The following is a 13,050-nucleotide window of genomic DNA, read 5'->3' as shown; positions in this document are numbered from 1 at the left end:
TACCGTCGCAAAATGGCAATGAGCAACGGTAGTTAAAAATCGGTATCAACCGGCCAGGATAATTGCCGGAAAACCGGCCAAGGTAATTGACGCTACATAGGCTGTAACGCTCGCCACTGGCGGTCGTGCGAAATTGATACTTCATCGCATAATAAGACGCCTTACCAGTCTCTACCTGACCCACCAAATGCGCTGGGCTATGCGTTGGAATAGAACTACACGCCGACATCAATAGCGACACCATACCAAGCCATACGTATTTCATTACTATCTCCGCTTAATTGAGCCGCGCGTAGCATACGCGATTCCGCCAACCGCTTCTGTAAAGGCTCGGTAAGGTTTATGCAAAGCTCTGCGTCAGGCATAAAAAAGTGAACCCGGAGGTTCGCTTTTTGCGACTGGTGACGAAAAATGGATGCTCTCCACTAATGAGAATAAAAGAAGCAGCAGCCTGAGCTTTCACCAATAAGTATGTAAAACTTACTACGAGTAGTTGTACGCGTTTGCGTTGGGATCAGTCACTCCTGTGATACCGACTTCAACCAACCCCCTTTGCATTGCTTTAAACATTGTCAAAAAACTTGGGTGCTTTAGAAGTCTCATTCCCTTTACGCGTTCCGAGTTACAACCTATCAAAAGCTCCTTTCGTGAAGCGTTGAATGGAAAAATATGGCTTCTAGGCTGACGGTGGGATTTTAGAAGAGACCCGCGATATTGCACAGCTTTAAAAATTGCGTTGACCAACCAGCCGTCCAGTGACTTCATTTGAGCTTCATCATTTATCAATGGGTAAAAGCTCATAATTCCTTTAAAAAATATCCGGTTGCTGCGCCCGCTCAAATAAGCTGAAATCATATTTTCCGATAGATTGCCATACATGTAGCGGCGTATTTCACAGATAGCACTAAGCAAGGCCTCATCTATATCATTCGCTGGTATTTTTAAGGCTTTCAGAGGTTTATCTTTAAGCGGTTGAATCAGGTGCTTATACAGGATATAAGATATTTCACGTTTTATTTTGTCTACGGCAGAGGATTTAATTGAGACTTTATCTATAGAAATTGAGTAACCTAAGAATTCGACCTTATCTTTACTTTTATAAAATTCTGATTTCATACCATCAGGACGCAGAATACTAATCCCTTCAGACTTCTCGGTGTTTATTGCAACACCTACTTCCTTCGAAAAACTGCTCATGATATGCAAAGCTTTTGTAATTTTGGAATAGTCCTGCGACCATATGATAGTGTCGTCAGCGTACCTCGCAAACTGTAACCCTTCTTTCTCTAACTGCTTATCCAGTTTCCAGCATGCTAAATTCGCCAAGAAAAGTGATATGGAAGTTCCTTGGGGTATGCCTTTTTCACGCCCTTCCAAGAACGCTTTAATTACCGAGCGCTCCTCTTCGCTTATAAAGAAGCCATTTTGGTCAAACTGCTTAAACAAATATTTATGTGAAATCGTATCGAAAAACTTCGAAAAATCGAATTCAGCCACGAATAACCTAGAATTCTGAGATAATTCCACCGCAATATCTTGAATAGCAAAGTGTACATTTCGGTCATCTCGGTAAGCATATGAAAATGAGCTAAATCGATGCTTATTTTTAGATAACAGTCGATGATAGAAAAAAGTTGATATCGCTGCGTCTGGAATCTCGTACATAGCTACTTCTCTGTAGCCCCCAGATGACTTTGCGACATAATTGCTAGACGGTTTAAATGGCTTATAACTTCCAGATTCAATTTTCTTGGTAATAGAATGGGCTATCGTTTTAGCGTGTTTTTTTACATAAAAGGGATCAAACCTCTTATTTTCTGACCAGTGCGGAGGTTTTGTAACGGACTTAAGGTTTGAAGGTGACGAGGAACGTTCACGCTTTCTTGAGTTTTCAATGTGTAAGGCGTTGTGGTAAGCGTGGTGTCTCAGTGACAACTTCTCAGCTTCCTGCTCAATGTACCGCGTAATCTTTTCATGCAATCCCACAACAAGTCCCTCCTTAGAAAAAAACCCAGCTCTCGCTGGGTTCTTCCACGGACGCTACCCACATAAAAGATAGTCACTACATACATTAGCCAGATGCTTTATCCGCTAACGTCCCAACTCGGCCATCAATCAATGAGACAACCGAGCAATAAGGGCGTCCGCTCGCCTCTGTAGGCATGTGTCTGATTCAACTATAAATATCCCTAAGAGTCAACATAGAGTGCGTGACAAGGCATTGGTGGATTTTATTACTGGTGTGAAAGTTTACTCGCTATTCTCATCGTCTGCTAAATAGACTCTGAAGCTAGCAGCTCCAGACATGATTTGAAGCTGCTCCAATTCACTAATCACCTCGTAATGGTATGCCCTTTTATTCCGGGGCTTCAACAAATAATTTAACCATGAATCTCAACTGCTTTTTTGTATTGTAGTGGTCAACAAAACCCGGACACCTTTTTAGCTAATTTCTCTGCTTTTGCCGGTGGTAGACCATCATTAAATTGATGCGGTCGCTCCCAGTTGTAATAATTCATTAGGAAGTAACTGACATCTCGTTTTGCTTCAATTGCTGAACGGTAACCGGTTGCCGGCATCCACTCAGACTTTAAACTTCTAAATACTCGCTCCATTGGACTATTGTCCCAACAGTTTCCGCGCCGACTCATGCTTTGAGTTATCTGGTAACGCCATAACCTTTGCCTGAACTTTCGCGCTCCATACTGAGTACCTTGATCACTATGGAACATCACACCCTCGGGTTTACCGCGCATTTCATAAGCCATATCCAGTGCACGTGCAGCAAGCTCTGCGTCAGGGCGAGGCGACATCGACCAGCCAACAACCCGACGGGTAAACAGGTCAATAACGACGGCAGCATAATGCCAGCCCGAGCCAGTCCAGATATAGGTTATATCACCACACCAGACTCTATTCGGAGCTTCTACATCAAACTCACGGTTGAGTTTATTCGGGATATCCGGTCTCTCAACATTAGCGATCCTATAGGCATGAGGGCCTGGCTGCTTACTCGTTAAGCCTTGCTCTTTCATCAAACGGCCAACTTTAAAGCGTCCCATGATAACGCCTTCGTGTTTCAGCATATCGACGAGAGTCCGGGTCCCCGCCGAATTTCGGGACTTTATGAATAAGCGTTTTATACGAGCCCGCAGCAGTCGCCGCTTAGTTTCTATTTGTTGACGTCGCTTTCGACGCTCATAAAAGCTGCTAACACCTACACCCAGCGCTGAGCAGACCAACTCAGTCGTTTCATGCTCCCTCAACCGGTCTATCAGCGCGTAGATTTCAGGTCGTCGGACATTAAGAGAGCGGTAGCCTTTTTTAGAATCGATTTTTCCCGCTCTAACCGATTCACGCGAGCTTCAAGCTCCTGTATTCGTTGCTGCTCCGCAGTCATCGCCCTGGACTTAGGCGTTTGACCGCTTTGTTCACTTTCTAGCTGTTGAACCCAATTTCTAATCGTATTTTCATGTACATCAACAGCCCGGCCTGCTTCCGCATAGCTGTAGCCTTGCTCAGCCACTAAATTAGCGGCCTCATACCTGAACTCAGGACTAAATGATCGACGTTGTCTTCTTGCCATTGAACACCTCTTCGTTAAGGGTAATACTACCACTTAAAAGAGTGTTCGGGTTTAGTCTGCCACTACAATGCCTTTCTATAGATTTTGGCTGTATAGAGTGACTTGCACCGAAATTTTCTACTTTATATAGACTGCGCCTTAACCCTATTGAAAGTCGTTGTTTGAAGTTTGTATTTTCAATATTGGAAAAAACCCGCTTAATAGCGGGTTTTCGTTTTATCGAACTGAATACTTCAGTCGCAAAGTTAATTACAGTCGCAGACTTAATTACTCTGCACAACTAACCCATCAACTTACCGATACTCGTCAATACTCGGGCACGAGCACATCAGGTTACGGTCGCCATATACGTCATCAATACGATTTACGGTTGGCCAGAACTTGTCGTAGCTTACCGCTTCAACCGGATAAGTTGCGGTGTGACGGTCGTAGGGACGGTCCCACTCAGCATCGGTGATGTCGGCAAGCGTGTGTGGTGCGTTAACCAACGGGTTGTTGTCTTGCGGCCACTCGCCTGCGGCGATTTTGTCAGCTTCTTGCTTGATGCAAAACAACGCTTCAATAAAGCGATCGAGTTCTGCTTTAGATTCAGATTCCGTTGGCTCAACCATGATGGTGCCCGCAACTGGGAAGCTCATCGTTGGTGAGTGGAAGCCGTAATCCTGCAAGCGCTTCGCCACGTCAATCTCGGCGATACCGGCATCTTCTTTCATTTGACGCAAGTCGATAATGCACTCGTGCGCGACACGGTTGTTACGGCCACGGTACAAGATCTTGAAGTGCTTGCTGAGTTTCTCGGCAACGTAGTTAGCATTCAGAATCGCAGTTTCTGACGCTTCACGTAAGCCACGACCGCCCATCATCGCGATGTACATCCACGAAATAGGCAAAATGCTTGCGCTACCATAAGGTGCTGCTGATACCGCGCCATTACCCAACTCAGTGGTCTTCAAGTTAATGATGCTGTGGTTTGGCAAGAACGGCTTTAAGTGCTCTTTCACGCCGATCGGACCCATACCTGGACCACCACCACCGTGTGGGATGCAGAAGGTCTTATGTAGGTTTAAGTGCGATACATCCGAGCCAATGTAGCCTGGAGAAGTAACACCCACCTGCGCGTTCATGTTGGCACCGTCCATGTAAACTTGGCCACCAAACTCGTGTACCAGCTCACAAATTTCACGGATGCCTTCTTCATACACACCGTGTGTCGATGGGTAGGTCACCATGATGCATGACAGGTGGTCGCCCGCCTCTTCGGCTTTAGCTTTCAGGTCTGCCATGTCCACGTTACCGTTTTTATCGCAATCAACCACGACCACTTTCATGTTCATCATCTGTGCTGAAGCCGGGTTAGTACCGTGCGCTGAGCTTGGGATCAAGCAGATATTACGGTGACCTTCGCCGCGGCTTTCGTGGTATTTCTGGATTGCCAATAAGCCGGCATATTCACCCTGAGCACCTGAGTTCGGCTGCATTGAAAGCGCATCGTAACCGGTGATATCAACCAACCACTCAGACAATGACGAAATCATTTCTGCGTAGCCTTGCGCTTGCTCGACAGGGCAGAATGGGTGCAACTGAGCAAACTCAGGCCAAGTCACTGGAATCATTTCAGCGGTGGCGTTCAGCTTCATGGTGCATGAACCCAATGAGATCATTGAGTGGTTCAATGCTAAATCTTTGTTTTCCAGCTTTTTGATGTAACGCAGCATCTCGGTTTCTGAGTGATACTCGTTAAATACTGGGTGCGTTAGGTAGTCCGATTCGCGTACCAATTGCGCTGGAATTGATTCGACTTCTTTGCTCGCTACGCGGCTATCGAGGACTTCAACATCCAGACCATGGTCATCACCGAACAAGACGTTAAATAATACTTCAACGTCTGCACGTGTTTTGGCTTCATCCATGCTGATACCAAACACGGCTTCACCGTCATTACGCAGGTTAATGCCAGCCGCTTTAGCGCGCGCCAATACGTCGGTCGCGTTCTCTTTCATCTCAAAAGTCAGCGTATCAAACCAATGCGCGTTGCTGATTTGAACGCCTTTATCCTGCATACCCAAGGCTACGATATCAGTTAATCGATGGATACGGTTAGCAATGCGACGCAAACCTTGTGGCCCATGGTACACCGCATAAAACGACGCCATGTTGGCCAGTAATACCTGCGCGGTACAGATGTTCGAGTTAGCCTTCTCGCGACGGATGTGCTGTTCGCGGGTTTGCATTGCCATACGCAACGCAGGGCGACCACGTGAGTCTTTAGACACACCAATGATACGACCGGGCAATGAACGTTTGAACTTATCACGAGTTGCAAAGAATGCAGCGTGTGGACCGCCATAGCCCATTGGTACACCAAAGCGTTGTGCGTTACCAAATACGATATCCGCACCCATTTCGCCCGGAGATTTCAGCATCAACAAGCTCATCAGATCGGAAGCCACCGAAACAATCGCTTTCTTCTCTTGTAGCTCGCCAATCAGCTGTTCAATGTTGTGCAGTTCGCCGGTTTTGTCGGGGTACTGTAATAGCGCACCAAACACATCGTGGTCAGATGCTTCACGCGCCGGGCCGACAATAATGTCAAAGCCGAAGTATTCAGCACGTGTTTTAACCACGTCGATGGTTTGCGTGTACACGTTGTCCGCAATGTAAAACGCGTTTGATTTTTTGTTTTTCGATACCCGCTTCGCCATCGCCATTGCTTCGGCAGCTGCCGTTGCTTCATCAAGCAATGAGGCACTCGCAAGATCCAAACCGGTTAGATCCATGGTCATTTGTTGGAAGTTCAATAAGGCTTCCAAACGACCTTGTGCGATTTCGGGCTGGTAAGGCGTGTATGCAGTATACCAACCTGGGTTTTCTAATACGTTACGTAAAATAACGTTAGGCGTTACCGTATCGTAGTAGCCCATACCAATGTACGAGGTAAAGATCTGGTTCTTTTTCGCAATGGCTTTGAGTTCAGCCAATGCTTCACGCTCAGTTTTAGGCTCGCCGACTTTTAAAAAAGGGTCGCGTAAAATAGAGCCTGGAACCGTATCTCTGGTCAACGCTTCTAAAGTATCTACGCCAAGCTCTTTGAGCATGGCTTGCTGCTCATCATGACTCGGACCGATATGACGGCCAATAAATTCATCGTGATGTTCTAACTGCGTAAGGGTAGTACTGGTCATTTACCTCGGCCTCGTACAAATTGGGAATCGAACAGTGCAAAAAAACACGGAACCCCGGAGCATGCCGGGGTCCATCACTTTCCTTGTGGCGTTACATTAACGCTTAATCTTCGTCGATAGACGCTTCATACGCGTCGGCGTCGAGCAAGTTACCTAGCTCACCGCTGTCTTCCGCTTTAATGCGGAACAACCAACCGTCACCATACGGGTCGTTGTTGACGTTTTCTGGCGCGTCTTCAAGATCTTCATTAATCGCGATAACTTCACCGCTAATCGGTGCGTAGATGTCTGAAGCTGCTTTAACAGACTCCGCAACCGCTACGTCATCGCCGACTGACACTTTGTCACCCACTTCAGGTAACTCAACAAACACCATGTCGCCCAAAAGGTCTTGCGCGTGCTCGGTGATACCGATAGTGAAAGTGCCATCGCCTTCATCACGTACCCACTCGTGAGTTGACGCATATTTAAGATCCGCTGGAATGTTGCTCATAACTCTATCCTTCTCAATCCAACTGCCGCTGGCAGGTTGTCTGACTATTTAACTAAATTCTGACGCTATTATAAAACAGATTGACCGTTTCGCACGAATGCAGGTTTAACAACCTTCACAGTGACCTGTTTTTTGCGCATCTCAACTTGTGCGGTATCACCCACGTTCGCAGGCACGCGTGCCATTGCGATTGAAAAACCAAGTGATGGTGAGAATGTACCAGAAGTGATGACACCCTCGCCACCATCAACGATCACTTTCAGACCGTGGCGCAAGACGCCTTTGTCTTCCATCACCAAGCCAACCAGTTTGTGGTGACCGGCTTGTTTTTGTTGTTCAAGCGCTTGGCGGCCAATAAAGTCGCGGTCAGTCGGTTCAAATGCAACACTCCAGCCCATATTTGACTCAAGTGGGGTGACCGACTCATCCGTGTCTTGTCCGTAAAGGTTCATACCGGCTTCTAAACGCAATGTATCGCGCGCACCTAAACCACAGGGGGCTACGTCAGCAGCGAGTAGTTGCTTCCACAAATCATTAACTTGCTCGGCTGGCACAATAATTTCGTAACCTTTTTCGCCCGTGTAGCCAGTGGTAGCGATAAATAAATCGCCCACTTGCTTACCTAAGAAAGGCTTCATGCCTTCGATGGTTGCGAAGTCTTCGTTGCTCAACACGGCGTTTAACTTAGCTTCTGACTCGGGGCCTTGCACAGCGATCATCGCCATGTCGTCACGCTCGTTAATGGTGACATCAAAATCAGCCGCGACTTTTTCGATCCAACCTAGGTCACGTTCGCGGGTGGCTGAGTTAACCACCAAACGGTATGAGGTGTCGCTAAAATGATAAACGATGAGGTCATCAATTACGCCACCCTGCTCGTTGAGCATGCTGGTGTACTGCGCTTTACCTTCGGTTTTTAATTTAGCAACGTCGTTGACTAACAAGTAGCGTAAGAACGCTTGGGCTTGCTGCCCCGCTACATCAACAATGGTCATGTGCGATACGTCGAACATGCCGCAAGAACGGCGAACGGCGTGGTGCTCTTCAATTTGTGAGCCATAGTTCAACGGCATATCCCAACCGTGAAAATCGACCATTTTTGCGCCGGCTTCGACGTGCGCATCATAGAGCGGAGTTCTGCTGCCCATAAGACATCCTTTTGCTTTAAATTTAGCCAGTAATATGGGCGCAAATTATAGGCGTCTTGCACTTAAGTTTAAAATCAATAATGCTTATAATTGCATTTATTTTTTAAATACCCGAAACGTTAACTATTTAACCATTTAATTTATGAAACATTTATCTACGGATGCCCTGCGAAGTTTCGTTGCAGTGATTGAGTTTGGCGGTATTACCGCTGCCGGCGAACGTTTAGGTCGCTCACAACCGGCTATCTCGATCCAAATCAAAAAACTGGAGCAACAATTAGGGGCTGAATTATTGCAGCGCCAAGGGCAACGGTTATCGCTCACCCCCGATGGCGAGCGCGTTTACGATTATGCGCAACGGATTATTAGTTTACATGAGCAACTGCTCGCGCAGTTTCAGCCACAGGCGGTATCCGGTGATATCCGGCTGGGAATTACCAGCGAATTCGCTTCGAGCTTGTTACCCAACGTGCTGGGTCAGTTCGCGCAGGTTTATCCACAAATCGCATTGCAGGTCACCTCGGCATTAAGCAAGGATCTCTTCGCGGGCTTAGGTGAACGTTTTGATATGATTTTGGCGCTCAGAGAACAACGTAACCCCAATGACATGCTGCTACAAAATGATGCCTTAGTCTGGGTGGGCACACCCGCTGCATTTGAGCAACGCCCGCTACCATTGGTTGTTGCACCGGAGGGCTGTATCTATCGTAAACGGGCCGAACAAGCGTTGCAGCGTGCACGTATTGATTATCGCATTAGCTATACCAACTCAGACTACTCCGGCTTAACCGCCGCCCTAAATAGTAACTTAGGTGTTACGGTGCTCGCCAAAAGTACCATTCCGGATAGCCAAAGCTTAATCAGTAGTCCACAGTTGAAGGAACGCTTACCTTCGCCAGGCGATATTAATATCGTATTACGCTTAGATAGTCGTGCGTCATCCGCAGCAAAACAGCTTGCCGAATACCTAAGCGCACGTATTTAACCGCGCGCTTAGCGACCGAGCGCAACTTCTGCCAATTTTTGTTTAACTGGCGTAATACGCTCTGCGGCAAGGAGTCCCAGCGAACGAACCGCCTTTATCCACGGATTAGACGTGCCGAAGCCTCGTTTGAACAGCTCCATCGCTGCAATCATCGTTTGCGTATCGGCTTTACGTTCGCGTTGATAACGCCCTAGGCTACGAGTCAGGCTACTCAGATCCGCTAACTCACGCTGCTGTAGGTTCTCCAATAGGCAAACGCAATCCGCAAACCCTAAATTAGCACCTTGTCCCGCCAGGGGATGAATGGTGTGCGCGGCATCGCCTACCAATACAACGCGTTGCGCGTGCCACTGTTGTGCATATTGCATACGCAGAGGAAAGCCTTTTACATCGGAAATCAGCTCAGCTTCACCTAAGCAACGTCCACTTTCGGCCGTTACAAACGGCGCCAGCTGGGACTTATTGGCTAAGCGAGCCTGCGCCAGTGAGCTATCCATACTCCAAACGATAGATACGACATCAGTGTCCGGGGTTGGCAATAAGGCCAAAGGCCCGGTGGGTAAGAACACTTGGCGCGCAACACCGTTGTGCGGTTTCTCCATCCGCAGGTTCGCGACCACACCCACTTGCTCGTAATCCCAAAACCGTACCGTTAAACCGGCTTGTTGGCGCAGTCGCGAGCGCCCGCCGTCGGCGCCAATAATCAATTGGGCTTGCGCGCGTTGTTGCTCTCCGTACTCAATTTCTGCCGCCTGCTGTGCACTGCCGCAATCACGCAAGCGCCATTGTGCGGTTTTCGTAATCACAACACCGGCGGCTTCTGCGCGTTGCCACAAAAAATGTTCGAGTACACGGTTTTCAGTAATCGCGCCTAAGTCATCTGCATTGGCTTCGGTCGCGGAAAAATGAATGTCGGCCGGGCTGTCTTTATCCCATACATGCATATCGGTGTAGGGGCCGATACGAAAGTCACTGACCAACGGCCAGACACCTAACTCATCGAGCAAGGCTCGGCTGCGATGATTAAGTGCGCTAACACGCAATTCTAACTCATTGGGTAATGCCGGCTGTTCATGCTGTTCAATCACCATCACCGAGCGACCTTGTTGCTTTAGGCCGAGTGCCATAGTGAGGCCGATCATGCCGCCGCCAATCACAATAACATCGTAATTCATGACTTCATTCCCATGGTCAGTCGTGCAAAGCGACTACGCAGCGGTGCGCAGTGCTGTAACGTCATTAAGGCTAAATTGCGTGGCACCACCATTAAACGGTTAGTATTTGAAAACCCCCGCACTAGGCCGTCCGTCAAGTTAATGATAGCGTCATAATCCCTTGTGCGTGACTGCTGATAAGCATCAAGCACGGCAAATGTTCCCGGGTCTAGCACTGCTGAAAGTTCCTGTACAAGGCACTCCACGTCGCGTAAGCCAAGATTAAAGCCCTGACCGGCGATCGGGTGCAGCGCGTGCGATGCATTGCCGATAATCACCGTTCGATGATAGGTCGAGCGCAAGGCCTTTTTAAGCTGAAGCGGATAGAACACCGGCTCTGAACGGGCTGTCAGGCGCCCTGCCCGATAGCCAAACGCACGCTGACAGCGTGTCAAAAACTCCGCGCTACTCCATTGTTTCGCGGTTTCGGCCTGTTCCGGATTGAAGGTCCACACAAGTGATGCCTGTTGGTTTGCCATGGGCAGGAGAGCCATGGGACCAAACTCGGTAAAGCGTTCGTAAGCCCAACCTTGCAAATCACGATCGAGTTTAACGGTGCTGATACAGCCAATTTGTTGGTAATCCTCAACTTGCCAGGGCAACCGACAGAGCGAGCGGATCTTTGAGTTTTGCCCGTCCGCGCCAATCACGAGCTGAGTATCGATGACTGCGCCACTCACGGTTTCAACCTGCACTTTGTCGGTCTCGTGATGCAGCTGTTCAACTGACTCCCCCGCTAACCAGGTGACATTGTCCAGTTGCTGACAGGCTAAGTAGAAGCGATTAACCAGCTCTGCCGCGGACACTACATAGCCTAATGCATCCACTTGCTCTTGCTCTGCATGGATTTCTGTCGCGCCTAAGTAGCCTTTATCGCTGATATGAATATGTCGAATAGGCGTCGCATCAGTCAGCTCGCCCAATACGCCAAGCCGCTGTAATCGCGCAGCCGAAGCAGCCGCCAAAGCAATAATACGCTTATCGTTCGGTGGCCCTTCTAAGCGAGGTTCGCATACTAAGATCTGCCAATCTGGACGTTGTCGCGCCAGCATCACGCCAGTTAGAGCGCCGACCAAACTACCGCCAGCAATGACAACATCAGCTGTTAATTGTTTTGCATCCAAGACTCTATCTCTTCAATAGTTTTCGGCACAGCTTGAGTCATGTTTTCAAAGCCGTCCTCAGTCACAACTAAATCGTCTTCTATTCGCACGCCGATACCGCGCCAGCGTTCATCGACGCCCGACTCGCGTGAAATATATATGCCAGGTTCAACGGTCAACACCATACCCGGTTGAAATGTGAGCGGCTCGCCATCGGTCGACTTATAGCGCCCCACATCGTGAACGTCTAACCCGAGCCAGTGGCCTAGCCCATGAATAAAGAATTTCTTCCAACGATTGTTGGCAAAGTTCTCTTCGGCATCACCTGACAATATTTCCAACAAAGTCAGCTCATCATTAATCACTTTTGCCGCCGCTTCGGTGGCCGCCTTGAGTGTGTCACCAGGCTTAATGTGTTCAAATGCCGCCTGTTGTGCTTTTAACACGATGTTGTAGATCATCGCTTGCTCTTCAGAGAAGCGACCGTTAATCGGAAACGTACGTGTAATATCCGCTGCGTAGCCTTGGTATTCCGCCCCCGCATCAACCAGCACTAGGTCACCATCGTGCAACACGTCACGGTTGTCGGTGTAGTGCAAAATGCAAGCATTGGCACCACCGCCACAGATAATGCCATAAGCAGGTGCTGGCGCGCCTTGCATCGCGAATTCATGCTGCAATTCCGCTTCAAGTTGGTATTCCATGGCGCCGGGTTTGCAGAACTTCATGATGCGCTTAAACGCATCACTACTAATACGCGCTGCTTCGCGCATCACCGCAAGCTCCTGCGTTGACTTAAATTGCCGCATGGCATCCAATGTCGGACGTAAATCCTCAATACGGTGTGGAGCAACATACCCTTTTCGCTCATTGGCACGAAGAAAATCAATCGCATCGCGCACTTGCGCTTCAAGCACGCTGTCTTCGCCCATCAAGACAAGCACACTGCTCGCGCCATTGAGTAGCTCGCTGATATCATCCTCAAAGCTATCAATATCTCGCCCCTCGTCGACTGCCAGCGCATGCACTGCGTTATGGAAGCCTAACCGAAGCCCATGCCAGACCTCGGACTCAGGATCTTTATTTTGACAAAATAGAAGACTTCTTGGCTGTCCCTCAATTTTAGTCAGTACCAATACGACATCCGGCTCATTAAACCCGGTCAGATAATGAAAGTAACTATTCTGCCGAAATGGGTACTCTGTATCGTTACTGCGAGTCAGCTCACTGTGTCCGGATACAATTGCGACGGTGTTTTGAGGCATACGAGATAGTACTCGTTCACGACGCTGTAAAAACTCATCTTGAGGAATAACCGGTTGCATAGCCGCTCCTATGA

9 protein-coding genes and 1 pseudogene are annotated in these 13,050 nt (G+C 48.4%); 1 reads left to right on the top strand and 9 read right to left on the bottom strand.

Annotation, left to right across the window (positions count from 1 at the left end):
- The 6 genes and pseudogenes from AWU56_RS02330 to gcvT form a co-directional block, all read right to left on the bottom strand.
- Positions 1-265, bottom strand: a pseudogene (locus AWU56_RS02330) (hypothetical protein); the annotation flags it as partial.
- A gap of 218 nt (positions 266-483) precedes the next feature.
- Complete coding sequence (locus AWU56_RS02325) at positions 484-1,986, bottom strand: reverse transcriptase domain-containing protein (protein ID WP_286681670.1); 1,503 nt, start codon at positions 1,984-1,986, stop codon at positions 484-486.
- Between the two features lie 434 nt (positions 1,987-2,420).
- Positions 2,421-3,586, bottom strand: a protein-coding gene (locus AWU56_RS02320) for an IS3 family transposase (RefSeq protein WP_286681669.1) whose coding sequence is annotated in 2 segments (ribosomal slippage) — positions 2,421-3,328 and positions 3,328-3,586 — 1,167 coding nt in all. Because the reading frame shifts where the segments join, the coding sequence is not laid out codon by codon here.
- A 293-nt stretch (positions 3,587-3,879) separates the two neighbouring features.
- On the bottom strand, positions 3,880-6,768 hold the full coding sequence (gene gcvP, locus AWU56_RS02315) for an aminomethyl-transferring glycine dehydrogenase (protein WP_286681668.1): 2,889 nt from the start codon (positions 6,766-6,768) through the stop codon (positions 3,880-3,882).
- Between the two features lie 103 nt (positions 6,769-6,871).
- Positions 6,872-7,261: a glycine cleavage system protein GcvH gene (gcvH, locus tag AWU56_RS02310; RefSeq protein WP_006956317.1), complete on the bottom strand. Its 390-nt coding sequence runs from the start codon at positions 7,259-7,261 to the stop codon at positions 6,872-6,874.
- Between the two features lie 68 nt (positions 7,262-7,329).
- Positions 7,330-8,409, bottom strand: coding sequence for a glycine cleavage system aminomethyltransferase GcvT (gcvT, locus tag AWU56_RS02305; RefSeq protein ID WP_286681667.1), 1,080 nt, complete (start codon positions 8,407-8,409; stop codon positions 7,330-7,332).
- Positions 8,410-8,551: 142 nt separating this feature from the next.
- Here gcvT and AWU56_RS02300 point away from each other — a divergent pair, with 142 nt between their 5' ends.
- A complete protein-coding gene (locus AWU56_RS02300; RefSeq protein ID WP_006956322.1) occupies positions 8,552-9,394 on the top strand; it encodes a LysR family transcriptional regulator in 843 nt (280 codons plus the stop codon).
- Between the two features lie 8 nt (positions 9,395-9,402).
- Here AWU56_RS02300 and AWU56_RS02295 read toward each other — a convergent pair whose 3' ends face one another.
- From AWU56_RS02295 to pepP, 3 genes are read right to left on the bottom strand one after another with little or no spacing between them, the layout of a single operon-like run.
- Complete coding sequence (locus tag AWU56_RS02295) at positions 9,403-10,569, bottom strand: FAD-dependent oxidoreductase (RefSeq protein WP_286681666.1); 1,167 nt, start codon at positions 10,567-10,569, stop codon at positions 9,403-9,405.
- Entirely contained in the window at positions 10,566-11,732 is a 1,167-nt protein-coding gene (gene ubiH, locus AWU56_RS02290) for a 2-octaprenyl-6-methoxyphenyl hydroxylase (protein ID WP_286681665.1), read from the bottom strand. Before ubiH ends, AWU56_RS02295 begins: the two co-directional genes overlap by 4 nt.
- Entirely contained in the window at positions 11,714-13,036 is a 1,323-nt protein-coding gene (gene pepP, locus AWU56_RS02285; protein ID WP_286681664.1) for a Xaa-Pro aminopeptidase, read from the bottom strand. The genes ubiH and pepP overlap by 19 nt, the downstream gene beginning before the upstream one ends.
- Between the last annotated feature and the right edge of the window lie 14 nt (positions 13,037-13,050).

It is taken from the genome of Idiomarina sp. T82-3 (genome assembly GCF_001577655.1).
Classification (GTDB): domain Bacteria; phylum Pseudomonadota; class Gammaproteobacteria; order Enterobacterales; family Alteromonadaceae; genus Idiomarina; species Idiomarina baltica.
This window is presented reverse-complemented; position numbering and strand designations above follow the sequence as displayed.